Origin of the sequence: Mycobacterium novum (assembly GCF_010726505.1) — a bacterium.
GTDB classification, from domain to species: domain Bacteria; phylum Actinomycetota; class Actinomycetes; order Mycobacteriales; family Mycobacteriaceae; genus Mycobacterium; species Mycobacterium algericum.
In genome coordinates this window covers 3,433,430-3,457,985 of the sequence record NZ_AP022562.1, presented here as the reverse complement: position 1 = coordinate 3,457,985, position 24,556 = coordinate 3,433,430, and the positions used below count along the sequence as shown (strand labels likewise).

Annotated in this window: 25 protein-coding genes, 1 tRNA gene and 1 other RNA gene; 9 read left to right on the top strand and 18 right to left on the bottom strand. The window is 68.3% G+C overall.

The genetic code is table 11. The features are described 5' to 3' along the window. Positions 1–19 precede the first annotated feature (19 nt). Together G6N19_RS16145 and G6N19_RS16140 are read left to right on the top strand one after the other, a co-directional pair. On the top strand, positions 20–1,330 hold the full coding sequence (locus tag G6N19_RS16145; protein ID WP_013829730.1) for a macrolide-binding ATPase MABP-1: 1,311 nt from the start codon (positions 20–22) through the stop codon (positions 1,328–1,330). 145 nt (positions 1,331–1,475) lie between these two features. Continuing rightward, the gene (locus tag G6N19_RS16140) at positions 1,476–2,267 is read left to right on the top strand and encodes a L,D-transpeptidase (RefSeq protein ID WP_041318360.1); all 792 of its coding nucleotides are present in this window, start codon (positions 1,476–1,478) and stop codon (positions 2,265–2,267) included. A 9-nt stretch (positions 2,268–2,276) separates the two neighbouring features. Here the strand turns inward: G6N19_RS16140 and G6N19_RS16135 are convergent, their stop codons facing one another. Both G6N19_RS16135 and G6N19_RS16130 read right to left on the bottom strand, forming a co-directional pair. Further along, positions 2,277–3,545, bottom strand: a complete 1,269-nt coding sequence (locus G6N19_RS16135; RefSeq protein WP_193465300.1) for a cytochrome P450 — start codon at positions 3,543–3,545, stop codon at positions 2,277–2,279. After that, positions 3,542–4,444: an MBL fold metallo-hydrolase gene (locus G6N19_RS16130; protein ID WP_193465299.1), complete on the bottom strand. Its 903-nt coding sequence runs from the start codon at positions 4,442–4,444 to the stop codon at positions 3,542–3,544. The genes G6N19_RS16135 and G6N19_RS16130 overlap by 4 nt, the downstream gene beginning before the upstream one ends. A 104-nt stretch (positions 4,445–4,548) precedes the next feature. On the opposite strand from G6N19_RS16130, the gene G6N19_RS16125 reads away from it, so the two are divergent. The 4 genes from G6N19_RS16125 to G6N19_RS16110 are packed head-to-tail and all read left to right on the top strand — an operon-like array spanning position 4,549 to position 8,445. Next, entirely contained in the window at positions 4,549–5,337 is a 789-nt protein-coding gene (locus G6N19_RS16125; RefSeq protein WP_193465298.1) for a FadR/GntR family transcriptional regulator, read from the top strand. A 51-nt stretch (positions 5,338–5,388) separates the two neighbouring features. Then, positions 5,389–6,171, top strand: a complete 783-nt coding sequence (locus G6N19_RS16120; RefSeq protein ID WP_013829735.1) for a class II aldolase/adducin family protein — start codon at positions 5,389–5,391, stop codon at positions 6,169–6,171. A 37-nt stretch (positions 6,172–6,208) separates the two neighbouring features. Beyond that, the gene (locus G6N19_RS16115) at positions 6,209–7,477 is read left to right on the top strand and encodes an amidohydrolase family protein (RefSeq protein ID WP_013829736.1); all 1,269 of its coding nucleotides are present in this window, start codon (positions 6,209–6,211) and stop codon (positions 7,475–7,477) included. After that, on the top strand, positions 7,477–8,445 hold the full coding sequence (locus G6N19_RS16110; protein ID WP_013829737.1) for a D-2-hydroxyacid dehydrogenase family protein: 969 nt from the start codon (positions 7,477–7,479) through the stop codon (positions 8,443–8,445). Before G6N19_RS16115 ends, G6N19_RS16110 begins: the two co-directional genes overlap by 1 nt. 160 nt (positions 8,446–8,605) lie before the next feature. Here G6N19_RS16110 and G6N19_RS16105 read toward each other — a convergent pair whose 3' ends face one another. The 6 genes from G6N19_RS16105 to G6N19_RS16080 form a co-directional block, all read right to left on the bottom strand. Beyond that, entirely contained in the window at positions 8,606–8,959 is a 354-nt protein-coding gene (locus G6N19_RS16105; RefSeq protein WP_049792902.1) for a hypothetical protein, read from the bottom strand. 315 nt (positions 8,960–9,274) lie between these two features. Further along, positions 9,275–9,347 (bottom strand) — tRNA-Ala (locus G6N19_RS16100). Between the two features lie 73 nt (positions 9,348–9,420). Further along, the gene (locus G6N19_RS16095) at positions 9,421–9,870 is read right to left on the bottom strand and encodes a GreA/GreB family elongation factor (RefSeq protein ID WP_013829739.1); all 450 of its coding nucleotides are present in this window, start codon (positions 9,868–9,870) and stop codon (positions 9,421–9,423) included. Between the two features lie 46 nt (positions 9,871–9,916). Continuing rightward, a complete protein-coding gene (locus G6N19_RS16090) occupies positions 9,917–11,173 on the bottom strand; it encodes an NAD(P)/FAD-dependent oxidoreductase (protein ID WP_083035741.1) in 1,257 nt (418 codons plus the stop codon). 59 nt (positions 11,174–11,232) lie between these two features. Beyond that, entirely contained in the window at positions 11,233–12,783 is a 1,551-nt protein-coding gene (locus tag G6N19_RS16085) for a PucR family transcriptional regulator (RefSeq protein ID WP_041318366.1), read from the bottom strand. Next, positions 12,665–14,017 (bottom strand): MFS transporter, encoded by a 1,353-nt coding sequence (locus G6N19_RS16080; protein WP_133054393.1) that lies wholly within the window; start codon positions 14,015–14,017, stop codon positions 12,665–12,667. The genes G6N19_RS16085 and G6N19_RS16080 overlap by 119 nt, the downstream gene beginning before the upstream one ends. A gap of 143 nt (positions 14,018–14,160) precedes the next feature. Between G6N19_RS16080 and G6N19_RS16075 the strand changes: the two genes are divergently transcribed. Continuing rightward, positions 14,161–14,694, top strand: coding sequence for a hypothetical protein (locus tag G6N19_RS16075; protein WP_193465297.1), 534 nt, complete (start codon positions 14,161–14,163; stop codon positions 14,692–14,694). 21 nt (positions 14,695–14,715) lie between these two features. Here G6N19_RS16075 and G6N19_RS16070 read toward each other — a convergent pair whose 3' ends face one another. Further along, positions 14,716–15,084, bottom strand: a complete 369-nt coding sequence (locus G6N19_RS16070; protein ID WP_013829744.1) for a DUF488 domain-containing protein — start codon at positions 15,082–15,084, stop codon at positions 14,716–14,718. 231 nt (positions 15,085–15,315) lie between these two features. Here G6N19_RS16070 and G6N19_RS16065 point away from each other — a divergent pair, with 231 nt between their 5' ends. Then, a complete protein-coding gene (locus G6N19_RS16065; RefSeq protein ID WP_193465296.1) occupies positions 15,316–16,665 on the top strand; it encodes a PPE family protein in 1,350 nt (449 codons plus the stop codon). Positions 16,666–16,727: 62 nt separating this feature from the next. Here G6N19_RS16065 and ssrA read toward each other — a convergent pair. From ssrA to prfB, 8 genes are all read right to left on the bottom strand, one after another. After that, positions 16,728–17,119: a transfer-messenger RNA gene (gene ssrA, locus G6N19_RS16060) on the bottom strand. Between the two features lie 103 nt (positions 17,120–17,222). Further along, the gene (locus tag G6N19_RS16055; RefSeq protein WP_013829768.1) at positions 17,223–18,023 is read right to left on the bottom strand and encodes a DMT family transporter; all 801 of its coding nucleotides are present in this window, start codon (positions 18,021–18,023) and stop codon (positions 17,223–17,225) included. A gap of 41 nt (positions 18,024–18,064) precedes the next feature. After that, positions 18,065–18,568, bottom strand: coding sequence for an SsrA-binding protein SmpB (gene smpB / locus G6N19_RS16050; RefSeq protein WP_083035754.1), 504 nt, complete (start codon positions 18,566–18,568; stop codon positions 18,065–18,067). 3 nt (positions 18,569–18,571) lie between these two features. Continuing rightward, the gene (gene ftsX, locus G6N19_RS16045; RefSeq protein ID WP_013829770.1) at positions 18,572–19,465 is read right to left on the bottom strand and encodes a permease-like cell division protein FtsX; all 894 of its coding nucleotides are present in this window, start codon (positions 19,463–19,465) and stop codon (positions 18,572–18,574) included. A 1-nt stretch (position 19,466) separates the two neighbouring features. Next, positions 19,467–20,156 carry a cell division ATP-binding protein FtsE gene (gene ftsE / locus G6N19_RS16040; protein ID WP_041318390.1) on the bottom strand — a complete coding sequence of 230 codons (690 nt, stop codon included), beginning with the start codon at positions 20,154–20,156 and terminating at the stop codon, positions 19,467–19,469. A gap of 51 nt (positions 20,157–20,207) precedes the next feature. After that, on the bottom strand, positions 20,208–20,717 hold the full coding sequence (locus tag G6N19_RS16035; RefSeq protein WP_013829772.1) for a hypothetical protein: 510 nt from the start codon (positions 20,715–20,717) through the stop codon (positions 20,208–20,210). Continuing rightward, positions 20,714–21,631: a mechanosensitive ion channel family protein gene (locus G6N19_RS16030; RefSeq protein ID WP_049792906.1), complete on the bottom strand. Its 918-nt coding sequence runs from the start codon at positions 21,629–21,631 to the stop codon at positions 20,714–20,716. The genes G6N19_RS16035 and G6N19_RS16030 overlap by 4 nt, the downstream gene beginning before the upstream one ends. Continuing rightward, positions 21,621–22,736: a peptide chain release factor 2 gene (gene prfB / locus G6N19_RS16025; RefSeq protein WP_013829774.1), complete on the bottom strand. Its 1,116-nt coding sequence runs from the start codon at positions 22,734–22,736 to the stop codon at positions 21,621–21,623. Before prfB ends, G6N19_RS16030 begins: the two co-directional genes overlap by 11 nt. A gap of 97 nt (positions 22,737–22,833) precedes the next feature. On the opposite strand from prfB, the gene G6N19_RS16020 reads away from it, so the two are divergent. Next, complete coding sequence (locus tag G6N19_RS16020) at positions 22,834–24,201, top strand: FAD-dependent oxidoreductase (RefSeq protein WP_193465295.1); 1,368 nt, start codon at positions 22,834–22,836, stop codon at positions 24,199–24,201. 24 nt (positions 24,202–24,225) lie between these two features. Here the strand turns inward: G6N19_RS16020 and G6N19_RS16015 are convergent, their stop codons facing one another. Continuing rightward, positions 24,226–24,546, bottom strand: coding sequence for a hypothetical protein (locus tag G6N19_RS16015; RefSeq protein WP_013829776.1), 321 nt, complete (start codon positions 24,544–24,546; stop codon positions 24,226–24,228). Between the last annotated feature and the right edge of the window lie 10 nt (positions 24,547–24,556).

The following is a 24,556-nucleotide window of genomic DNA, read 5'->3' as shown; positions in this document are numbered from 1 at the left end:
CATCGGGCATGATCGACAGGTGGCTGACATCACCCGCAGGGGGGCGGCGCGCAATGCCAAGCTGGTGGGCCTGCCGCTGAGCTTCGCCGGCCGGGCCGCGCTCGGGTTGGGCAAACGGCTGGCCGGCAGGTCCAAGGACGAGGTGACCGCCGAGCTCATGGAGCAGGCGGCCGAGCAGATGTTCACCGTCCTCGGCGAGCTCAAGGGTGGCGCCATGAAGGTCGGCCAGGTGCTCTCGGTCCTGGAGGCGGCGGTGCCCGCGGAGTTCGGCGAGCCCTACCGCGAGGCACTGACCAAGTTGCAGAAGGACGCCCCGCCGCTGCCTGCGGCCAGGGTGCACCGGGTGCTCGACGCCCAGCTGGGCACGCGGTGGCGGGAGCGGTTCAGCTCCTTTGACGACGATCCGGTCGCTGCGGCCAGCATCGGCCAGGTGCACCAGGCGGTGTGGGCCGACGGCCGCCCGGTGGCCGTCAAGATCCAGTATCCCGGCGCCGACGAGGCGCTGCGCGCCGACCTGAAGACGCTGCGGCGGCTGACCGGGGTGCTCAAGCCGCTGGCGCCCGGGGCCGATGTGCAGGGCATCGTGGACGAGCTCATCGAGCGCGCCGATATGGAACTGGACTACCGGCGCGAGGCCGACAACCAGCGCGCATTCGCCAAGGCCTACACCGGGCACCCGCATTTCGCGGTGCCGCACGTGGTGGCCAGCGCCCCCAAGGTGGTGATCCAGGAGTGGCTCGACGGCATCGCGATGTCGCAGATCATCGCCGACGGCACCGCCGCGCAGCGCGACCTGCTGGGCACCCGGCTGGTCGAGTTGATCGGCGACGCGCCGGCCCGGGTCGGCATGCTGCACGGTGACGCCCACCCCGGTAATTTCATGCTGCTGGCCGACGGCCGGATGGGCGTCATCGACTTCGGCGCGGTGGCGCCGCTGCCCGACGGCCTCCCGGTGGAGCTGGGCATGGCGCTGCGGTTCGCCGGCCAGGCCAACTACGATCTGCTGCTGCCCACGTTGGAGAAGGCCGGCTTCATCCAGCCCGGCGAACAGATCTCGATCGAGGACGTCGACGACATGCTGCGCCGCTACGTCGAGCCGATGGCGCCCGAGGTCTTCCACTTCAGCCGCGACTGGCTGCAGACGCTGGCCGCCGCGCAACTGGACCAGTCGATTCACCAGATCAAGACCGCCCGCCAACTGGACCTGCCGCCCAACCTGGCGATGCTGGGGCGGGTCATCGGTACGACGGCCGGCATCCTGGCCCAGTTGGACGCACACGTACCGGTTCGGGCGCTCGCGCTGGAACTGCTGCCCGGTTTCGCCGGCTAGGCTCGCGCGCCCGCACCCGGCCGTGGCCAAAACTTGATGAAGCCTTGACCCGTTCGTGCGCATGTGCGACCGGGATCGGGGGTGCGGTCTACCTACGATCAACCTCGTAAACACCGGTAGTTTTGGTCGGGAAGGTACGCCGGAGATGTGGACATCGGTACGCACTGCAGTCGTGGTGGTGGGAGTGGCTCTGACAACGGTGGTGATGCCACCGGGGACGAGTTCGGCTGCCGCCAGCCAACCCTCGGGCATCGCGTCGATCCAACCGACGTCGGGTGCCGTCGTCGGCGTGGCGCACCCCGTGGTGGTGAGATTCGCCGCGCCGGTGCTCGACCGCCGGGCCGCCGAACGCGCCATCCCGGTGCGGACGGACCCGCCCATGACCGGCACCTATGAGTGGTTCGACGACACCGAAGTCCACTGGGTCCCCGACCGTTACTGGCCGTCGCACAGCACCGTGGCGCTGTCGGTGGGCAAGCTCTCCGCCGACTTCAGCACCGGAGCGAAGGTGGTCGGGGTCGCCAGCGTAGCGGCGCACACCTTCACCGTGAGCGTCGACGACGTAGAAGCCGACCCGCTGCCGGCACCGCACCACCGCCCGCACTGGGGCGAGAACGGGGTGATGCCCGCCACCATGGGCAAGTCCGCATTCCCCACGCCGACAGGCCATTACACCGTTCTGGCCAAGGAGAAGAAGGTCCTGATGGACTCCAGCAGCGTCGGGATCCCGGTCGACGACCCCGAAGGTTACCGCTTCGACGTCGAACAGGCCGTGCGTATCAGCCGGCGGGGCCTCTACGTCCACTCGGCGCCGTGGGCGCTTCACTCCCTGGGCCTGGAGAACGTCAGCCACGGCTGTATCGGTCTGAGCCCGACGGACGCAGAATGGTACTTCGACCGGGTCAATATCGGTGACCCGGTGATCATCAAGGAGTGACGCCGCGCGTCAGCGCGACCCCGTAGACATCGCAGCGCCACCGAATTCCACCGGCATCGCGTCGATCCCGTTGATCCAGGGCAGCACGGATCGCGAGGCGCGGTCCAGCCGGCGAATATCGGGCATGATGTCCGCCAGCGCCCCGAAGATCAGGTTGATCTGCATACGGGCGAGATTCGCCCCGATGCAGTAGTGCGCGCCGGGCGCCCCGAATCCCAGATGCGGGTTGGGGCTTCGCCGGATATCGAAAGTGAACGGCTCGTCGAACACCTCTTCGTCGTAGTTGGCCGAACCGTAGAACATCCCGACCCGCTGCCCCTTGGCGATGTGCACCCCACCGAGTTCGACGTCGCGCAACGCGGTGCGCTGAAACGAGATCACCGGCGTGGCCCACCGGACCACCTCGTCGACCATGGTCGCCGGGCGTTCTGCCACGAACAACCGCCATTGGTCGGGGTGGTCGAAGAAGGCCACCATCCCCTGCGAGGTGGCGTTGCGGGTGGTCTCGTTGCCGGCGACCATCAGCATCATCACGTAGTAGCCGAACTCCAGCGCGGTCAGCGCTTCTCCATCGATCGTCGCGGTGACCAGGGCCGTTGCGATGTCGTCGCGCGGGCGGGCCTTGCGGTCTTCGGCCATCTGATAGGCGTAGCCCAACAGCTCAGCGGAGGCCTGCATCCCGTCGGCGGCGGCCTGCGGATCGCCGTTGCCGCCGCCCACCAATCGATTGCTCCAGTCGAAGACCTGCTGGCGCTCAGCTGCCGGCACACCGATCAGCTCGCAGATGGTCGCCAGCGGCAGGCGGGAGGCGACCTCGGTGACGAAGTCGCCGGTGTCGTGTTCGGCGGCGGCCGCGACGATCTCGCGGGCCTGGCGGTCGAGTGAGTCCCGCATGCCGGCAACGACACGGGGGGTGAATCCGCGTGAGACGATCCGGCGCAGCTTGGCGTGCTTGGGTCCGTCGAGGAACAGCATGATGTTGTCGCGGCTGGCCTCGTGGAGGTCTTGGTTGCTGGTGGTGTTCGTCCGGATCAGCGAGGTGTTCTCGTGTGAGGAGAACACGTCGTCCTGCAGCGACACGGCCCGTACGTCGGCGTGTTTGGTCACCACCCAGTAGCCCTCGTCGGGGTAGCCGGAGACGCCGAACGGCTGGGCGTTCCACCAGATCGGCTCGGTTTTGCGCAGCAGTGCGAACTCCTCGTGCGGGATCCGCTCCCCGATGAGTGCGGGGTCGGTGAAGTCGAACCCCTCCGGCAGCAGGTGCGGTGTCTCGGTCATCGTGCTCCCTCTCGCTCTACCAGCGGTTGCCACGCCAGTCGGTCATCGGCGCTGTTGACGTAGCCGCCGGACGGGGCGGCGAAATGCGATCCGAGCAGCAGCGCCCGCTCGTCGGCGACACGGCGCAGCAGTTGGAGTCGGCTGGCGCGAGCCGCGGTCGGGTCGGCGTCGGGCAACGCGCAGATTCCGGGATCGCCGATCTGCGCCGGGTGATGTATGACGTCGCCGCTGATGTAGGCGACAGCGCCGGCCCGCTCATGCGGCGGTCCCAGCTTCACCTCTCCTCCGTCGAGCCTCGCTGAACCGCCGGACTCAATGCGCACCGACACGTGCCCCGGGGTGTGTCCGGCGGTCGGCACCAGCCGGATGTCGCCGGTCACCCGGTGATCCGGCTCGATCAGCCGCAGTCTGCCGTATTGTTGCAGCGGCGCAACGCATTCCGGTGCCACCCGGTCCTCCCCGGTGAAGTCACACCAGTGCTCGTGCTCGGCCGCGGTCACCAGGTAGTCGGCACCTGCGAACGCGGGCACCCACTGCCCTGCCCGCTGCACCGTGTTGCCCCCGGCGTGGTCGCGGTGCAGGTGGGTGCATACCACCGCGGTGATGTCGTCGGGGCGAAATCCGGTGGCGGCCAGGGACTCGGCAAAGCGGTCCGGTATCTGCCGGGACCGCAGGAAGCTGTCACCGAAGCAGGTGTCGACGAGAACGCGGTCCTGCCCGGACACGATCAGGAAGGACTGGATCGCCATCAGGATGTTGCCCGAGGCGTCGCAATAGTCCGTCAGCGAGTCGTCCGCGAAGCGTTCGGGTGCCGCTGCGAACAGTCGCGATGCCGGGATCGGGATGATCGCCTGCAGGACCGCATGGATGTCAACGTCGCCGACAGTCCAGTGCTGCACGCCCGTGGTCCCCTTCTCGCAGGGGGATCGTATGCCACAAATCATTTGGAATTCACTGATTCGTCGAACCGGGTGAATGCGGATCGGTCTGGCACACTCGATCCGTGGCAGCACCTACCGTCCGTTTTCGCCGGCTCGCCGAACAGGTCGCCGAGGAGCTCCGCCGACGCATTCTCGCCGGGGAGCTCACCGATGACAGCGTGCTCCCCAAAGAGGACGAACTCCTGGTCGAATTCGCCATCAGCAAGCCGTCGCTGCGTGAGGCCATGCGCATCCTGGAGGCCGAGGGGCTGCTGACCGTGCGCCGCGGCAAACGCGGTGGCGCGGTCATCCATCGCCCCACGCCAGCAAACGTCGCCTACACCATGGGCCTGGTGCTGGGCTCGCGGCAGGTCAGCCTCGCCGACGTCGCGACCGCACTACTACAGGTTGAACCGGCCTGCGCCGCGCTGTGCGCGGGGCGGCCGGACCGCAAGAGTACGGTGGTGCCCATTCTGCGGCGATTGCACGAGGAATCGGTAGCCGCGGTCGACGACTTGCCGCAGGCAACCTCGGCCAGTCGCCGCTACCACGAGGCGCTCGTCACGCACTGCGGCAACACCACCATGCTCGTGATGGCGGGTGCACTCGAAACCTTGTGGTCGGCCCACGAGCAAAGCTGGTCGAGCCAAGTCACCGATCACTCGACGGTGCCGGTGCCCGAACGGCGCGCGGTCCTGGAGGACCATCGGCAGGTGATCGACGCGATCGACGTCGGCGATGCCCAGCGGGCCCGCGACCTGGCCGCGGCGCACCTGATGCATGTCCAGCACTACCCGGGCCGGTCGGGTGTGGTCGATCCCGCCATGATCCGTCCGCGCGGGCTGTCCCCGATCCGTGACGACGACGCCTGACCCGCCCGCCGGCCACATTGACCCCCGCCCTTATTTCCATATGATTTGTTCATGACGGAGTCCGTCGACGTGCAGCACCGGCCCGGCGGCGCTGCGATCTGGTCGCCCTCGGTGGTCCCGCCGATCGGTGTCGAGCTGACCGATGCCCAGGCGCTGGCCGTGGCGTTCCGGCACCTCGCCGAGATCGGCTTCGCGGAGAACATGGCCGGCCACATCACCTGGCAGCCCGACGGCCGGACCGAGATGCTGGTCAACCCGTGGGGCCTGTGGTGGGCCGAACTGACCGCGTCCGATATCTGCACCGTGGACGAGGACGCTCGTGTCGTCGCGGGCCGCTGGGATGTCACCCCGGCAATCCATATCCACACCGAACTGCACCGAGCCCGTCCCGACGCCCGCGTGGTGATCCACAACCACCCGTACTACGTCAGCCTGCTGGCTTCGCTGCAGACATCGCCCGAACTCGTCCACCAGACCGGGTCGCTGTTCCTCGACGACCTGTGCTTCGTCGACAGCTACGACGGCGAAATCGACTCCGCCGCCCGGGCTGCGGAGCTGGTCGAGCGCATCGGCGGCGCGAATCTGGCGATCCTGGCTTCGCACGGGGTGGTAGCCACCGGACGCACCCTGGCCGAGGCGGTCTATCGGTCCGCGACCATCGAACGGGTCTGCAAGCTGGCCTACCACGTCATGCTGACCGGCCGAACGCCCTCACCGATGAGGCGTTCGGACATGGCCGGCATGCGGGCATCGCTGATCGAGCGCGCCGCCGATGTGTACTGGGCCGGAGCGGCGCGCATGACCATCAAGGCCGACCGCCAGGTGCTGGACTGACACGTGCTGGACTGAGAAGGAATCGAGAGGGCCGTCAGTGAAATCGATCGATGAACTGAGCTCCGACCCGAACTTCACCACCGCCAAGGCCGGCGCCGAGCGCATCGTGACCTTCCTCCCGGAACCGCCACGCGCACAACGGCGTTACACGGTGATCTCGGTCGACGATCACATCGTCGAACCGCCCGACACCTTCGAAGGCCGCGTCCCGCGCAAACTGGCCGACCGGGCGCCCAAGGTGGTTGAGACCGAGAACGGCGGCCAGACCTGGATCTACGACGGCCAGTCACTACCCAACGTGGGATTCAACGCCGTCGTCGGCCGGCCGGTGTCGGAGTACGGTTTCGAGCCCGCCCGATTCGACGAGATGCGCCGCGGCGCGTGGGACATCCACGAACGCGTCAAGGACATGGACCTCAACGGCGTCTACGCCTCACTGAACTTCCCGTCATTCCTGCCCGGTTTCGCCGGGCAGCGGCTACAACTGACCACCGATGACGGTGAGCTGGCGCTGGCCTCGGTGCGGGCATGGAACGACTGGCACCACGAGGTGTGGGCCGGCTCGTACCCCGACCGGATCATCGGTTGCCAGTTGCCCTGGCTGCTGGACCCGGAGCTCGGGGCGGCCATGATCTACGAGAACGCCGGAAGAGGTTTTCGCGCGGTCACTTTCAGCGAGAACCCGGCCATGCTGGGGTTGCCGACCATCCACTCCGGACATTGGGATCCGATGATCGCCGCGTGCGCCGAGACCGGCACCGTGGTCAACCTGCACATCGGATCGTCCGGATCGGCGCCGTCCACCACCGACGACGCACCGCCCGATGTCGCCGGCGTGCTGTTCTTCGCCTACGCCATCTCCGCCGCGGTCGATTGGCTCTACTCCGGGCTGCCCAGCCGGTTCCCCGAGCTGAAGATCTGTCTGTCCGAGGGCGGGATCGGCTGGGTTGCCGGACTGCTGGACCGGCTCGACCACATGCTGAGCTATCACGAGATGTACGGAACCTGGAAGACGCTCGGCGAGACCCTGACGCCCGCCGAAGTGCTTCAGCGCAACTTCTGGTTCTGTGCCGTCGAAGACCAGTCGTCGTTCTGCCAGCATGAGCGCATCGGCACCGACCACATCATGCTCGAAGCCGACTACCCGCACTGCGACTCGACGTGGCCGCACACCCAGCGGGTCATCCACGAGCAGATCGGCGATCTTGCCCCGGACGTGATCCGGAAGTTGACCTGGGAGAACGCCTCTCGGTTGTATCAGCATCCGGTTCCCGAAGCGGTCCAGCGCGACCCGGACGCGTTCTGATGGCCGCCACCACGTCCCCGCTGCGAATCGCGGTGCTCGACGACTACCAGGGCATCGCCGAAACCGTGGACTGGTCGGCCATCCCGCGACCCGTCGACCTGCTGGCACTGCGCGAACACATCGCCCCCGGCGACGAACTCGTCGCGCGGCTGGCCGACCGCGAGGTGGTGGTGGCGATGCGCGAGCGCACCGTCATCGGCGCCGACCTGCTGGCCCGACTGCCGTCACTGAGGCTGCTGGTCACCACCGGGCCGTTCAACGCCGCTATCGACACCGTGGCAGCCCACCGGCTGGGGATCACCGTGTGTGGCACCGGCGGCATCATCACCCCGACGGTCGAACTCACCTGGGCGCTGATCCACGCCCTGCAGCGCCACCTGGTCGTGGAAGATCGGGCACTGCGTGCCGGCCACTGGCAACAGACCGTCGGCGCCGATCTCGCGGGGGCGACGCTGGGACTTGTCGGGCTGGGCCGCATCGGCCGGCTGGTCGCCGCGGTGGGCCACGCTTTCGGTATGCGGGTGGTGGCCTGGAGTCCGAACCTGACCGCGGAGCGCGCCGCCGAAGCGCAGGCCGAACTGCTCGATCGGCGCAGCCTGTTCGAGACCGCCGACGTCGTGTCGATTCACCTGGTGCTCTCCGCGACCACCCGCGGTGTCATCGGCCGCGACGAGCTCGCCGCGATGAAATCCAGCGCGATCCTGGTCAACACCTCACGCGGCGGGCTGATCGACGAGGCGGCGTTGATCGAGGCACTACGCGGGAACCGGATTCGCGGTGCAGGGCTCGACGTCTACGCCCAGGAGCCGCTACCGGCCGGACACCCCCTGACGACGCTGGAGAACACCGTGCTCACCCCGCACCTGGGTTATGTCACAGAGAAATGCATGGACCTGTTCTACCGCGATATTGTTGATGACATCGCGGGTTACTGCGCGGGCACTCCGCGACGGCTTGTGGCCATTTGAAAGACACTCTTTATTCAGCTACGGTCAACATAATTCTGTAACAGATGAGTCGCTTCGTAATAACAATTCGACAAAATATTCCGCGGGTGGTATTCGCGATATTTGTAGGCAGAAAGGGGCCTACGACCAGGCGGTCGCAGGCCCCTTTACCGAAATGCGTCTATTTAGTGCCGCCGGCCAGTCCGATGGGGGCACCGATAGCTTCGGTCGCCGCGGCCGCGATAGGGCTCGCCGCGGCGGCGCCGGCCGGCCCCGGTGCGACGAAGGGCACCGGCGGGGGCGCTCCCGGCAGCACCGGGATCGGGGCGATCGGCACCGGAGGCACCGGACCGGGAAGCCCCATCGGCACGGGCCCCGCGAGAGTCGTCAGGTCAGCCGCAGCAGGACCACAGGGCACCCCCGCGCCGGCCAGCACCGCCGCATCGGCCGCACCGGCAACCGGCGCCGCCTCGCCGGAGGTGAGAGCGACCACGCCGCCCGCACACACCGGACCACCCACCGGCAACGGCGCCACTGACGATGGCGCAGCCGCCGCACTGGCACTGAAGATAAGTGCACTTGCACACAAGCCAATACCGGCGAATAACGCGATACCGGGTCTCCCGAGGCTCTTCAACGTGAACTCCGATTGTTAGTATCCAGCCCCCCGGACACGCAATCTGATGACTGCAAACGAACCGTATCACAACGGTGTAAGTTGCCCGGCCGCCCAATTTAATCCGTTACCGTACCGATGCGGATCGGCCGCATTGGCTGGGTGTCGGCCCAGATAACTGCTTCGCATTTTGGTGCGGTCACCGCGGACGGGAGAGAATACTCAACAAATGAGTGGAGCTAAGGGGACTCGAACCCCTGACCCCCACACTGCCAGTGTGGTGCGCTACCAGCTGCGCCATAGCCCCGCGATGTCGTGCTCATCGAAGCTACACCACCGCCATGCCCAGGCTCAAAACACCTGGCCGATCACCCACCCGGTCAGGCCGGGTGCTGCGTCTTATGCAGCCCGAAGGGCACCGCGTCGAGCAGGGTGACCGTCACGCTGGCACCGCTGGGCACCTGGTAGCTGCGCTCCTCACCGCGCCGTGCGCCGGTGATGGCCTTACCGAGCGGTGACTGCGGGGAATAGACCTCCAGCCCACTCTGGTCGTCGTCACGAACCCCCAGCAGGAAGGTCTCGGTGTCGCCGTCGTCGTAGCGGACCGTGAGCACCATGCCCGGCTCGGCCACCCCGTCGTCCGGCGGATCCTCGCCGACGACCGCGACCGCCAACAGGTCGTGGATCTGGTGGATCCGCGCCTGGCGCGACTGTTGCTCGCTGATGTCGGCGGTGCCCGAACCGATGTGTGGCTCGGACAACTCGGCCAACTCGGCCAACAGCCGGTCCTTGGTCTCCTGTGTCATCCAGACACCTTGCGAATCGGTCATCGACGATCTCCTTTACGAACGGAATCAGCTTGGAGTACTACCGGGCTCAGCGCAACGGATCGAGTTCACGCAATACCGCGGACTGCTTGCCGGTGGTGATCTGCTCCGCCAGCAGCCGGCCCGTCACCGGGCCGTGCGTCAGGCCCCACATACCGTGGCCACCCGCCACGTAGACGGTACGCGGGCTCACCTCCCCCACCAAGGGGCGCCCGTCCGGGCTGACCGGACGCGGGCCCACCCAGACATCGGTGCGCTCCGCCCAGCGCACGCCGTCGAGCAGCGGGCGTGTTGCCGCGACGATGGCCTCGACGCGGGCAGGGACTATCGGGGCGTCCGGATCGCCGAACTCCATGGTCCCGGCGACCCGCAGCTTGGCGTTCAACGGAGTGCAGGCCACCCGGGCATCCGGCAGGTAGATCGGACCGGTGACCGGCCCGTCGACCGGCACCGTGAAGGAGTAGCCGCGGCCGGCCCGCACCGGGACCCGAATCCAGCGCGTTGTCAGCTGCGACAGCCAGGCGCCGCTGGCGATCACCGCGGCCGCCGCCGTCAGCGTCGTACCGTCGCGGCCCGTCACCACCGCGCCGTCTCCCGTCGGCGCCACATCGGTCACGTCCATGGTGTGCAGCGCGGCACCGCGCTCGACCACCGCGCGACCCAGCGCGGTGACGAACCGGCCGGGGTCGAGGAACCGCTGGCCGTCGATCTGCACCGCAGCGGCGACGGCCGAGGACGCCAGCGGCACGCGCTCGCGCAGCGCCGCACCGGTCAGTTCGGTGCAGAACACCGGCCGGCCTGCTTCAGAAAATCGCCGCAGCTCATCGAGCAGACGCTCGGCGTCGGCGGAGGTGCGGAAGATCGCGGTGATCGGGGCATCGGTGACCGGGGCGTCGACGCCGTTGGCCACCAGTACGTCGTAGGCCTCGATGCACTCGGCGCTCAGCGGCGCGTTGGCCCGCACCGCGCGGCGCCACGCCGACGGCCGGCTGTTGGCGGCGAAACGCGCCAGAAACGACCAGAGCGCCGGCCCGGCGTTGAGCGGAACCTGCAGCGGCGCGGCCCGGCTGAACAGCGACCGCAGCCCGAAGCGCAGATTGGCGGGCTCGTTGAGCGGTATGGCCAGCGCCGGGGAAATCCAGCCGGCATTGGCCCACGAGGAACCGGCCGCGACGCCGACACGGTCGACGACCGTGACCTCGACACCGCGCTCCTGCAGGAACCACGCGGTCGACAACCCGACAATGCCGGCGCCCACCACGATCACCGACCGTGGCGCGCCGTCGATCCGGTTGTCGGCACCCATTAGTCCATGATGCGGCGCTCACCCGACCTGCGGTTTAACCGGTTCGCACAACGACGACGTCAGGGTTTGTCGAAAGCCGACAGGTCACCGGCTGCCAGCTCGATCATCGCCGCGAGCCGGGCGCGGGCATCGTCGAGACCCAGCGGAGTCACCTCGGCCATCTTGCGCAGCCGGTACCGCATGGTGTTCTCATGCACGCTCAGCCGCTCGGCGGCTCGCGCCAGATCGCCCTGGGCGTCGAGCCAGGCCCGCAGCGTGGCCACGTAGGGCGTGCCGTGCACCGCGTCGTGGTTACGCAGTTCGGCGACGGGGCCGCGGGCCGGTATCCGGCCGGACCGTGCCGCGGTGTAGAGCCGTCGCAACACGATCTCGTCCCAGGCCTCGTCGTAGGCCGGCGGCGCGATGTCGTGCGGCCCGGCTTCGTGCAGCGCCAGGCACTCCTCGGCCTCCCGGCGGGCCGTGGGCAGCTCGGCCACGCCTGCCACGGCGCTGATCCCTGCCAGCACGCTGGCCTGTTGCGGCAGGACCGAGCGCAGTCCGTGCACCCATTGCCGGGCCTGCGCCGCATCCTGCGCGGGCAGCACCGTGTACACGGTGTTGGCCGCCAGCGCACTGCGGCCCGGCCGCGACCAGCCGAAACCGGTGGTGACGGCCTCGAACGCCAGCAACAGGCCCGCGTGCGGTTGGGTGGCGATCCGGGTGTGCACGGCGACCACCCGCAGCGGCGCCTGCGGCAGACCCAGCCTGGCGACCAGGGCGGCGGCCTCGGCCGCGTCGGTCCGGCCGTCCAGCAACCGGTTCACCCAGTCGGATTCGACCTGGCGTTCCAGATCCGCACTGGCCCGCGACCGCAACACGTGCAGCGCCACCGTGCGGGCGCCGTCGGCCAGTGCCGTCAGCCGGGTGCCGTTCAACGGGGCGGGGCAGGCCACCCACACCGCCCCCAGCAGCTCTCGGCCGACCCGCACCGCCGCCACCATCCGGCCGGTCAGTCCGTGCTCGGGGGCGGCGGCGACGAACAGCGGTTCATCGTGGCCTTCCAGATGCGCCAGGACGCCCCGCTTCTCGAACAACTCCCGCAGCGGCTCGGCTTCCTGCCGGTTCAGAATCGTCGCCGAACGCGCCGGATCGGCGTGCCGCTGACCGCGCGAGTAGGCCAGCACGCGACCCAGCTGATCCTCGACGGTGACCGCCCCGCCGACGGCATCGGCGAGGCTGTCGGCCACCGCGAACAGATCGGTGGGGCCGCGACCCGATTCGGTTTCCCGGCCTTCGAGCACCAACCCGTAGACCACCGCGGCCAGCTCGCTCCAGGACACCGCGGGATCCACCACCAGCACCGCCAGCGACTCGCCCTCGCCGGCGAACGCGGTCTTGTCCTCGGCGTCGCGCACCAGTACGGCGACGGCCTTGACGGCCACCGCCCAGCGCACCGCCTCCTTTACCGAGCGGGCGCCGACAGCCAGCAGGACATCGCCGACGGCGGTGCGCTCACCGGTCACCTCGTGCATCACGACGCTGCTCAGCGTCGTCGTCCGCGGGACGGAACAGAACCGCAGGCGAACCCCGTAGCTCCCCACTACGTTGACCAGCCGGTCCAGCGTCACCATCAACCGAGCCTAGCCACGTCGCACCGGTGATCTCGCCGATCGGGGCCCGCGCGCGCGTCTCCGGCGCCAGCACCCAGGCGACGGCCGCGACCAGCAGCACGCCGCCGCTGATCGCGAAGCCCCACTCGAACGACAGCCGTTGGGCGATCTGCCCGACCGCCAGTGATCCCACGATCGACCCGAAATCGGCCATCATCTGGTAGGCGGCCACCGCGGTCCCGGCCCGGGCCTGGTTGCCGACCAGGTCGGCGATGACTGCCTGCTGCGGCGCCCCGTACATGCCCGAGGCCAACCCGGCCAGGTACGCGGCGATCAGGAACACCGCCAGCGACCCGCTCGCGCCGAGCAAGATCGTGGCGACCCCGGCCACCGCGAGCCCGATGATCAGCGGGCCGCGTCGGCCGATCCGGTCGGACATGTGGCCGCTGGGCAGCACCGCGCACACGTTGCCGATGCCGATCGTGGCCAGCGCCAGACCGGCGACCGCGGGCCCGCGCTCCAGGACTTCGGTGATGAACAGCGGCACCAACGCCACTCGCAGACCGAACACCGACCAGCCGGTGGCGAAGTTCGACAGCAGCGCCGACCGGTAGGCACGATGGCCCAGCGCCGCCCGTACCGACACCGTCGGCCCCGTCGAGCCGGCCGGTTCGGCCAGATGCGAATTGCGCAGGCTGACGAACACGCCGGTGGCCGCTACCAACAGCACCGAACCGTAGAACAAAAACGGCGCACTCAGACCGAAACCCGCTGTCAGACTGCCCAGTACCGGCCCGCCGACGGTGCCCAGCAGAAACGCCGTCGCGAACATCCCGGCCACCCGCCCCCGAGCATCCGCCGGACTGACCCGGATCATCAGGCCCACGGCGGCGATGAAGAACATCGTCGACCCGACGCCGCCGAGCGCTCGGAAAAACAAGAGCTGCCAGTAAGTCTGGACGAACGCACACGCGGTGGTGGACACCGAGACGATCAACAGCCCGGTCACATAGACCCGGCGCTCCCCGATCCGCTGGACCAGCAGCCCGCTCACCGGCGCGAAGCACAATCGCATCAGCGCGAACGCGGTGATGAGGAAGGTCGTCGCGGAGATGCTCACGCCGAAATGCCGGGCATAAACCGGCAATACCGGCGACACCACGCCGTAGCCGAGCGCGATCAGGAAGTTCGCGCCGAGCAATACCCCGACCTCTCGCGGCAGCCGCGTCCGGGCAGCTGAAGAGTCGGAAGGCACCCGATAACTTTAGTCATCGGCCCAACCAGGCCTGCACGCCACGTGAGGGAGCGCTGTGGGCCGGGCCATGGCCACCGCCCCGGTAATCTCAGGCCCGGAGGCCTGATCATGACGAATTACCGCGACGGTGACGGGGACTGGCGATGAACGACGTCGCCGGCACGGCCCGTACCACGAGCCCGAACCACCCCTCGCAACAGCCGGGGCTGCTGCAGCTGTGGGAACAGCGGGCCGCGTTCACACCGTTCGCCGTGGCCGGCGCCGCTGCGGTGGTGGGCGGCGGCGTGCTGGCCGCCGCGATCGCAGCGCCCTCCCCGACCCGCCATGGCGTCTGGGCGGTCGCCTACCTGGTGCTGGTGCTCGGCGTCGGCCAATTGGTGCTGGGGGCGGGTCGGGCCGTGTTGGCGGCCGAACCGCTGACACCGACCGCGGCGGTGGCCACGGCGGTGGCGTTCAACGTCTCCGGAGCCGCGATCGTGCTCGGTGTCGTCACCGACCACATCGTGGTGTTCGACCTCGGCTCCGCGCTGCTGTTGGCCGTGCTGGCGTGGCTGCTCTACGGTGTGCGACGCCCCGCACGACGCGGCTGGGTGTTGCTCGCCTACCGGCTGTTCATCGCAGCGCTGATCGTAAGTATCCCGATCGGGATGCTGATCACCACCGCAGGCCGGGGCTAGCTCCCCGGTTCGGGCCCGGCGTCACCGCGACGCGAGCAGCTCGGCCAGTACCGCCGCTTGACTGCCGTCCACATCGCGGGTCGCGGTCACCAGCGTGACGGTCTTCGCGCCGCGGGTCAGCTCGCGCAATTCTTCGAGTGCGGCCGCGCCCTGCGGGGAAGCCAGTTCGTCTTTGTAGCGGGCGACGAATTCATCGAAGCGCTCCGGCCGGTGGTCGTACCAGCTGCGCAGTTCCCGAGAGGGCGCAGCGTCTTTGAACCAGCGCCCGACGCGGGGGTCATTCTTGCGGAATCCGCGTGGCCAGACTCGGTCGACGAGTATCCGCTGCCCGTCTTCGGCCCGGGGTTCGTCGTAGACGCGGGCCACGCGGATGGTGGTTTTCGCGGCCATACCCCAGGTTATCGCCAGTCAGCGGCTCTTAACCACGCGCCTCTGGCCTGCGTCGGAGGAGACTTTCGGGCAGCTGTGCGGTCGGTCACCAAGCTCGGCGCAGGGTTCCAAAGTTAGATTAGGCAATGCTACCTTGAGAACATGTGTCAAGTCCCGGTTCGCGGACTGCGGTGCCGTCCCGCGGACAGCGACCGGATGGGTTCGCTGGTCGCGCCGCGACGTTAGCCGCCAATGCCCTCGATCTGGATCGCAGCGCCACCGGAGGTGCATTCCGCGCTGCTGGCCAACGGGCCCGGCCCGGGCGTGCTGTTGACCGCTGCGGGCGCCTGGTCGGCGCTGAGTGCCGAATACTCTGCCGTGGCAACGGAGCTCGTCACCGTGCTCGGCGCCGCCCGGTCGGCGGCTTGGCAGGGTCTGAGCGCCGACAGCTACGTCGCGGCGCACGCGCCGTACCTGAACTGGCTGGCCCGGGCCAGCGCCGACAGCGCCCGCGCCGCCGCCCAGCACGAGGTCGCCGCGGCCGCCTACAGCACCGCCCTGGCCACCATGCCCACGCTGGCGGAGTTGGCCCTCAACCACACCATCCACGGCGTCCTGACCGCAACGAATTTCTTCGGCATCAACACCATCCCGATCGCAGTCAACGAGGCCGACTATGTGCGTATGTGGGTCCAGGCCGCCACCGTGATGGCGACCTATGACGCGGTGTCGGGCGCTGCGCTGGCAGCAATGCCGGCTACCGACCCGGCACCGCCGATACTGACCTCCGACACCGGTACCACCGACCCCGGCGGTGGCGAGGAGCCGACGGATCCGGTCGAAGAGGCCAACCGCTGGTTCTGGTTCATCTTTTGGAACATCGTCTTCTGGTCGACGTTTCTGTTCATCGTGACGATCCCGGTTCGGATACCGATCGTGCTGCCGCTGATGATCATGGCGATCAACGACTTCATCGCGGCCATGCAGGTGGAGCCCGAACCGGTGGTCGAGGAGCCCGCACCGGAGCCCGCCCCCGCCCCCGTCCCGCAGCACATCGTCGCAACCCGCCCGACCGACCACCCGGTGGCGGTCGCGGTCGGTATCGGTCCCGGCATCGCCGGATCCGCGGGGACGTCGGCCGGTGCGCCGGCCCCGGCCACCACCGCACCGGCGATGCCGGTGAGCGGCGCCGAGCTGCTCGGCTATCTGGTAGGCGGCAACTACTCCGAGGATTTCGGCCCCACCCTGATCGACCGGGACCAGGCCACCGCACCGGCCGCCGGCCTTTCGGCCGTCAGCGCGGCCAAGGCGCCGTCGGCGCGGGCGCCGTTGCGGTCGCGGAGGCGCCGGCGCGCGGCGATGAAGGAGTACGCCGACGCCACCATGGTGATGGACCCCGACTTCGCAGCGCCGCCCGTCGATCCGGCCACCGGCAGCTCCGAAACCGGCGCCGGTCCCCTGGGCTTCACCGGAACCGCCGAGCGCGCCGCTGCCCGGTCGATCGGACTGGTCCGGTTGCGCGACGACGGGTTCGGCGACGGCCCGGTGCTGCCGCTGCTGCCCGAGACCTGGGATCGTGTCGAGGAGAAGGTTCAGGACTGAGCGCTGCTCGGCCCGGAGAAGGAAAGCCGGCCAGAGCTTGTCACTCTGGCCGGCTACCTCAAAAGTGGAGCTGCCGGGAATCGAACCCGGGTCCTACGGCATTCCCTCAAGGCTTCTCCGTGCGCAGTTCGCTATGCCTCTACTCGGATCTCCCGGTCACGCGAACTAGCCGAGATGACGATCCCAGTCGCTGTTGGTGTCCCGATAAATCCCGCGACCGGACGTATCGGTGGATCCCTCTAGTCGATGCCAGGGTCCGGGCCGAGGGAGGTCCCGGTCTGACAGGCCCGCCGTCGCTTAGGCAGCGAGGGCGAAGTCGCTCTGGAGAGCGACCTTAGCCGGAGTAAGTGCAACCTTGGCGCTTACTTGGTTACAGCGACGCTTACGGTGGTCTCCTGCCTGCACCGGCACGCTTCCCTTGATTCGACGCGCGAAGTCGAAACCTTTCAGCCCCCTGTCCTTGATCTCTGCGGTACCTCGCCGGTTGGACGAGATAACCCATGGTACCGGTCTACAACGACAGGCCGCGACAGTTTCTTCCCAGGTCCCGGGACCCGCTACCCGGCGGTGATCATCGCCACCGAGACGACAGCCGCCACCATGCCGACCACCTGCCAAGGATGCACCCGCTCGCGCAGCACCGCGATGGCCAGCAGCACGGTGACCACCGGGAACAGCGAAATCAGCATGCCACCCAGCGACAGCGACGAATTCCGCAGTGCCAGCAACATGGCGACGTTCGCACCGACATCCATCATCCCGGCGGTCAGCGACAGCTTCATCGGCGTTCCGGACGGTAGCCGCAGGTCCCCGGCGGCGGCCGCGATGATGATGACCACCACCGTAGCTGCCAACCGGGCAAACATCAGCGGCCACAACACGGACTCCACCGGCGCCTTCTCGATGAACACGAAGTTCAGCCCGAATCCCACTCCGGCGCCGATGGTCAGCCACGCCACCTTCGGGGTGAACCGGTGCGGTCTTACGTCCTCGTCGGTGACTTCCCGGCTCACCAGGACCACCGCCACCAGCGCCAGCACGATGCCGACGCTCGCGACCAGTCCGGGTCGCTCACCCCGGATCAGGCCGGCCGTGACCGGCACCCCGGCTGTCACGACAGCGGACAGCGGCGAAACCACCGAGATGGGGCCGGATCTCAGTGCCGCGTAGAACCACCAACTGGCCACCCCCAGCGCCAGACCGCAGGCCGCACCCCAGCCGACAGCGCCCGGATGGATCGGTCCGCCGGTCACAACCGCGGTCGCCGTCAGTCCCACCAACGCCAGCGGGGTGGAGACCAGCAGCACCCGTAGCGGTGAGACCCGCCGCGACGCGAGGCCGCCGACGAAGTCGCCCATCCCGAAGCCGGCCGCCGCTACCAGCGCCAGCGCCGAGCCGATCAGGTCATGCCCTTGGCGCGGCGTCCCAGCGCCCGGGTCACCTCGCGCTGGGCGTCGCGGCGGGCCAGGTCCTGCCGCTTGTCGTGGGCCTGCTTACCGCGCGCCAGCGCCAGTTCGACTTTCACCTTGCCTTCGGAGAAGTACACCGACAGCGGCACCAGCGTGAGGTTTCCGTCACGGATCTTGCCGATCAGCATGTCGATCTGGCGTCGGTGCAACAGCAGTTTGCGGGTGCGGCGCGGGTCGTGGTTGGTCCAGCTGCCGTGCCGATACTCCGGGATGTGCATGTTGCGCAGCCACACCTCACCGTCGTCGACGGTGGCGAACGCGTCGACCAGCGAAGCCTGGCCGGCCCGCAGACTCTTCACCTCGGTTCCCAGCAACACCACCCCGGCCTCGTACACGTCGAGAATCGAATAGTTGTGCCGCGCTTTGCGGTTTGAGGCAACGATCTGTTTAGCGGCCTGCTTCTTGGCGTCCTTGCCCCCCGGCTTCTTGGCCACGGGCTACCGCCGGACGTACAGGCGCAGCGTCACGTACGCGGTCGCCCCGGCCATCGCCGCTCCCAGCAACAGCAGGATCGGTGAGATGTAGAGGATGTCGGCGTAGTCGATACGGGCGATCAGATGCGCTTGATAGAACTGGCTGAGCGCGTTGTCGAGAAATAGCGCCCGGACCACGATCAATCCGACTACCGCGATGATCACACCCACGGTGGCAGCCAGCACCGCCTCCAGCAGGAACGGCAACTGCGTGTACCAGCGACTGGCCCCCACCAGACGCATGATCGACACCTCGGTACGCCGGGTGTAGGCGGCGACCTGAACCATGTTCGCGATCAGCAGCACCGCCCCCACCGCCTGCACCAGGGCGATGGCGAACGCCACGCTGGACAGCCCGTCCAGAACGGCGAACAACCGGTCGATCAGCTTCTTCTGGTTGAGCACGCTGAGCACACCCGGCTGATCGGTCATCGCGGCGTCGAAATCCGTGCTCTGCTCGGGGTTTTCCAGCTTGACGATGAACGACGCCGGGAAGGAGTCCTTGCTCGCCACATCCTTGAACTCCGGGAACTTGCGGATCGCGTCGGCGTAGGCGTCGTCGGAGTTCAGATAGCGCACCGACTTCACGTCGTCGCGGTTCTCGATCCGCTCCCGCAGCGCCTTGCAGGCCTGCGCTTCGCAGTTCGGGTCGTCGGCAGCGACGTCGGCGTTCAAGAACACCTGCGATTCGACCCGGTCCAGGTAGATGTTGCGGGACTGGTCGGCCAACCGCACCACCAGCAGGCCGCCGCCGAACAGCCCGATCGAGATCGCCGTGGTCAGGATCATCGCGACCGTCATGGTGACGTTGCGGCGCAGCCCGGTCAGGACCTCGTTGAAGAGAAACCCAAAGCGCACGTCAGCGATCCATCCCGTAGACACCGCGCTGTTCGTCGCGGACCAGCCGGCCCAGTGACAGCTCGACGACGCGCTGGCGCATCGAGTCGACGATGTGGTGGTCGTGGGTCGCCATCAGCACCGTCGTCCCGGTTCGGTTGATGCGCTCCAGCAGATCCATGATGTCCTCACTGGTCTCCGGGTCGAGGTTGCCGGTCGGCTCGTCGGCCAGCAGCACCAGCGGCCGGTTGACGAACGCCCGGGCGATCGCCACCCGCTGCTGCTCACCGCCGGACAGCTCGCCGGGCAGTCGGTTGGCCTTGCCGGACAGCCCGACCATCTCCAGCACCTCGGGAACCACCCGGTTGATCATCTCCGGCTTCTTGCCGATCACCTCGAGCGCGAACGCGACATTCTCGAACACCGTCTTCTGTTGCAGCAGCCGGAAATCCTGGAACACACAGCCGAGCACCTGCCGCAGGCTCGGGATGTGACGCCCGGGCAGTTTGTTGACGTGGAACTTCGACACCTGAATGTCGCCCTTGGTGGGGGTCTCCTCGGCCAGCAGCAGCCGCATGAACGTCGACTTGCCCGAACCGGACGGTCCGATCAGGAAGACGAACTCACCCTTGTCGATCTTGACGCTGACATTGTCCAGTGCCGGACGGGCCGACGATTTGTACTGCTTGGTGACATGGTCGAGCGTGATCATCACGGCACGCAGTGTAGCCGTGCGGTGCGGTGTCCCCGGTCAGGCCACGTGCTAGGGCGCCGCCGGCTGCGAGGTCGCCGGCCCGGGCGAAGCCGAGGGCGTGGGCACGCCAGGCGTCACCGGAGCCGGCGGTGATCCCGGTGGCGGACTCTGACCGGGTGGCTCCGGCGGGGTCGGCGCCGGCGGCGGACACAGCGGCGGGCAGAACGGGAACCCGGGTTCCGGCGTCGGGGTGGGCGGTTCGCCGGGCGGTTCGGTCGGATTGGGCGTCTCGGTGGTCGGCGCCGGGGTCTCGCTGACGGTCGTCGTCGGTTGCTGCACCCTGGTGCGCGGCACCCAGGTGTAGGCCGGGTCGGGGATGAAGCCGGGCGGCACCACCTGGGGGGCGGCCGGCGGCGTCGGCTGCGGGCGGTAGGTGTCGTATACCCACCACACCGCCACGAACGCGATGATCAACAGCACGGTGGAGGTGCGGACCCGGCCGTTGAACAGCTGCGCCGGCCAGCGCCATCGCCGGCCGTCGGGCTGGGCGGCCTGCGGTTCGGACTGGCGGGCCGTCACGGCGTCTCCACCGGCTGCACCTCACCGGCCGTGACGACACCGGCCGAGGCGAGCGCCCGCACCACCTGGATGCGCAGCCGGCGTCCCACCTCGAACTGTTTGCCGGGCAGCGTGCGAGCCACCATCCGCAGATTGACGACACCGAGTTCGATGCTCTCCACCCCCATGATCGACGGCGTGTCCAACAGCAGGTCTCGCAGCGGCGCGTCGGCCTCCATGGCGTTCTCGCAGACTTGGTGCAGCACCTCGTTGACCCGGTTCAGGTCGGCGCTGGTGGGCACCGGAATGTCGACGACGGCGCGCGCCCAGTCCTTGGACAGGTTCAGCGACCGGACGATATTGCCGTTGGGCACCGTGAACACCTCGCCGTCGGCGGTGCGCAGTTTGGTCACTCGCAGCGTCACGTCCTCGACGGTGCCCAGCGCCTCCACCGACGCCCCGATCATGCTCAGCTGCACCAGGTCACCGAACCCGTACTGCCGCTCGGTGATGATGAAAAATCCGCTGAGCAGGTCCTGCACCAGTTTCTGGGCGCCGAAACCGATCGCGCCGCCGATCACCGCGGCCGGCCCCACCAGCGATCCGATTGGGATGTCGAGTATCCCGGTGATCTGTACGGCCACCACCACGCACAGCATCACCACCGACACCCAGGAGATCACCGAGGCCACCGCCTGGCGATGCTTGGATGCCTCCGAGCGCACCAGCGCGTCACTGGTCTGGAAGCCCAGTTCCAGCCGTCGGGTGACCCGGCGCGCCGCCCAGGTGATGAACCGCGAGGCCAGCACCGCCCCGATCAGCAGCAGGACGATCCGCAACCCCTTGTCGATGACCCACTGGCCGATCTCACCGCTCCACGCGTCGTGCCAGCGCTGTCCCGGGGAGAAGGCCAAAACCATCGGTTCAGTCGCCATCCGGGGAGTTGCGCCACCGGATTCCGGCCTCCAGGAACCCATCGATGTCGCCGTCGAGCACCGCGGCCGGGTTGCCGACCTCATATTCGGTGCGCAGGTCCTTGACCATCTGGTAGGGGTGCAGCACGTAGGACCGCATCTGGTTGCCCCACGAACTGCCGCCGTCGCCCTTGAGCGCATCCATCTCGGCGCGCTCCTCGGAACGCTTGCGTTCCAACAGCTTTGCCTGCAGCACCCGCATCGCAGCCACCTTGTTCTGCAGCTGCGACTTCTCGTTCTGGCAGGTGACGACGATGCCGGTGGGCACGTGGGTCAGGCGGACCGCGGAGTCGGTGGTGTTGACCGACTGCCCGCCCGGCCCGCTGGAGCGATACACGTCGACGCGGACATCACCTTCGGGAATGTCGATGTGGTCGGTGGTCTCCACCACCGGCAGCACCTCGACCTCGGCGAACGACGTCTGCCGGCGGCTCTGATTGTCGAACGGGCTGATCCGCACCAGCCGGTGGGTACCCTGCTCCACCGACAGCGTGCCGTAGGCGAACGGGGCGTGCACGGCGAAGGTCGCACTCTTGATCCCGGCCTCTTCGGCGTAGGAGGTGTCGAACACCTCGACGCCGTAGTTGTGCTGCTCGGCCCACCGGATGTACATCCGCATCAGCATCTCGGCCCAGTCGGCAGCATCCACCCCGCCCGCTCCGGAGCGGATGGTGACCAACGCCTCGCGTTCGTCGTACTCGCCGGACAGCAGTGTGCGGACCTCCATCGCCTCGATGTCCGCCCGCAGCGACACCAGCTCGGCGTCGGCCTCGGCCTGCGCGTCCGCGGCGGCCTGGCCCTCCTCCTCGGCCGCCAGCTCGTAGAGCACCGGCAGATCATCGAGACGGCTGCGCAGCCCCTCCACCCGCCGCAACTCGCCCTGAGCATGCGACAGCTCACTGGTCACCCGCTGGGCGCGGGTCTGGTCGTCCCAGAGATTGGGGTCGGACGCCTCGTGTTCGAGTTTGTCGATGCGGCTGCGCAGGCCATCGACGTCTAGCACCCGCTCCACCGTGGTCAAGGTGGCTTCCAGGGCGGCGATGTCGGGCTGGCGGTCGGGTTCCACGTTTATCGAGGTTACCGGCGCCCGTTGCGAGTCGACCTCTAGCATCGGGGATACGCGCCTGCGTGCATGTTTTCCCGACAGGAAAGAAGGTTCGAGGATGCGGCCCTACCACGTCGCGATCGTCGGCTCTGGGCCATCCGGGTATTTCGCCGCGGCATCCCTGCTCAAACTGGCGTCGGGCGGTGAGGTCGACGTCCGCATCGACATGCTGCCCACGCCATGGGGTCTGGTGCGCTCCGGTGTCGCGCCGGATCATCCGAAGATCAAATCGATCAGCGCGCAGTTCGAGAAGACGGCGGCCGATCCGCGCTTCCGGTTCTTCGGCAACATCACCGTCGGCGAGCACGTACAGCCCGCGGAACTCGCCGAACGCTACGACGCGGTGATCTACGCCGTGGGCGCCCAGTCCGATCGGCACCTGGGCATTCCGGGCGAAGACCTGCCCGGCAGCGTCGCGGCCGTCGACTTCGTCGGCTGGTACAACTGCCACCCGCACTTCAAGGACGTGACGCCGGACCTGACCGGTAAGCGCGCGGTGGTCATCGGCAACGGCAATGTGGCGCTGGACGTGGCCCGGATCCTGGTCAGTGATCCGGCAGAACTGCGCGGCACCGACATCGCCGATCATGCGCTGGAGTTGCTCGACCCGCGCGGTGTCGAGGAGGTGGTGATCATCGGCCGGCGCGGCGTACTGCAGGCCACCTTCACCAGTCCGGAACTACGTGAACTGGGCGAGATGAAGAGTCTGACGAACGTCGATGTGGTGATCGCTCCCGAAGAGCTGGCCGGGATCACCGATGCCGACGTCGAAGCGGCAGCCAAGCATCCCAGGGCGAATTTCAAGGTGCTCAGTGGCTACGTCGGCCGCGAGCAGCATGCGGGTAATCGCCGCATCGTATTCCGGTTCTGCACGTCGCCGATCGAGATTCGCGGCGAGGGCCGGGTCCAGGAGATCGTATTGGGCCGCAATGAGCTCGTCACCGACGAGACGGGCAGAGTCAGTGCCCGCGACACCGGGGAGCGCGAGGTGCTGCCGGTGGACCTGGTGGTGCGGGCGGTCGGCTACCGCGGGGTGCCCACGGCGGGCCTGCCGTTCGACGAGCGCAGCTGCACCATTCCGCACACCGACGGCCGTATCGAGGGCACCCGCAATCAGTACGTGGTGGGGTGGATCAAACGCGGGCCGTCGGGGGTGATCGGTTCGAACAAGAGCGACTCGCAGGCCACCGTCGACACCCTCGCCGCGGACCTGGCCGCCCGGGTCGCGGCCGCCGAGCTTCCCGAGGTCGATGCCGACTACGACGTGCAGCTTCAGCAGTGGTTGCTGTCGCGCCAGCCCGCGCTGGTCACCGACGAGCACTGGCAACTGATCGACGCCCACGAGCGGTCCACCGGTGAGCCGCACGGCCGGCCCCGCATCAAGCTGGTCGACGTCGCCGAGATGCTGCGGGTCGGCCACCGCTGAGCCGACCGCGGCGCCTCGCCGGAATCAGCTGGCCGGTTCGGTCAGATTCCAGTTGTCGGGATTGCGTGGCGAGTACACCACCGGCAGCAGCTCGCCCACCGTCGGCCAGTTGTCGACGTCGACGGCGCGGCGCTGGTAGACCTCGTGCTCGGCCACCGTGGGTCCGGTGATGACGCCGGTGATCGTGACGTACTGCATCCCGACGGCGTCAGGCCGGGGGCTGACGCCGGTGATCAGCAAGGTCCCCTGTTGCGCTTCGCTGCCGGGGCCCGGCCGGAAGAACCGCGGCGCCACGAAAACCGCCAAGATCGCCAGCAGCAACAGCAGCGCCCAGATCTCCCACATCAGCTCATGG

What these genes read in the sequence shown, in the direction of transcription:
- G6N19_RS16140 (WP_041318360.1), top strand. Translation starts at nt 1,476, where the DNA reads ATGTGGACATCGGTACGCACTGCAGTCGTGGTGGTGGGAGTGGCTCTG.
- G6N19_RS16135 (WP_193465300.1), bottom strand. Translation starts at nt 3,545, where the DNA reads ATGACCGAGACACCGCACCTGCTGCCGGAGGGGTTCGACTTCACCGAC.
- G6N19_RS16120 (WP_013829735.1), top strand. Translation starts at nt 5,389, where the DNA reads ATGACGGAGTCCGTCGACGTGCAGCACCGGCCCGGCGGCGCTGCGATC.
- G6N19_RS16110 (WP_013829737.1), top strand. Translation starts at nt 7,477, where the DNA reads ATGGCCGCCACCACGTCCCCGCTGCGAATCGCGGTGCTCGACGACTAC.
- G6N19_RS16095 (WP_013829739.1), bottom strand. Translation starts at nt 9,870, where the DNA reads ATGACCGATTCGCAAGGTGTCTGGATGACACAGGAGACCAAGGACCGG.
- G6N19_RS16090 (WP_083035741.1), bottom strand. Translation starts at nt 11,173, where the DNA reads ATGGGTGCCGACAACCGGATCGACGGCGCGCCACGGTCGGTGATCGTG.
- G6N19_RS16085 (WP_041318366.1), bottom strand. Translation starts at nt 12,783, where the DNA reads ATGGTGACGCTGGACCGGCTGGTCAACGTAGTGGGGAGCTACGGGGTT.
- G6N19_RS16075 (WP_193465297.1), top strand. Translation starts at nt 14,161, where the DNA reads ATGAACGACGTCGCCGGCACGGCCCGTACCACGAGCCCGAACCACCCC.
- G6N19_RS16070 (WP_013829744.1), bottom strand. Translation starts at nt 15,084, where the DNA reads ATGGCCGCGAAAACCACCATCCGCGTGGCCCGCGTCTACGACGAACCC.
- G6N19_RS16065 (WP_193465296.1), top strand. Translation starts at nt 15,316, where the DNA reads ATGCCCTCGATCTGGATCGCAGCGCCACCGGAGGTGCATTCCGCGCTG.
- G6N19_RS16055 (WP_013829768.1), bottom strand. Translation starts at nt 18,023, where the DNA reads ATGGGCGACTTCGTCGGCGGCCTCGCGTCGCGGCGGGTCTCACCGCTA.
- ftsE (WP_041318390.1), bottom strand. Translation starts at nt 20,156, where the DNA reads ATGATCACGCTCGACCATGTCACCAAGCAGTACAAATCGTCGGCCCGT.
- G6N19_RS16030 (WP_049792906.1), bottom strand. Translation starts at nt 21,631, where the DNA reads ATGGCGACTGAACCGATGGTTTTGGCCTTCTCCCCGGGACAGCGCTGG.
- G6N19_RS16020 (WP_193465295.1), top strand. Translation starts at nt 22,834, where the DNA reads ATGCGGCCCTACCACGTCGCGATCGTCGGCTCTGGGCCATCCGGGTAT.
- G6N19_RS16015 (WP_013829776.1), bottom strand. Translation starts at nt 24,546, where the DNA reads ATGTGGGAGATCTGGGCGCTGCTGTTGCTGCTGGCGATCTTGGCGGTT.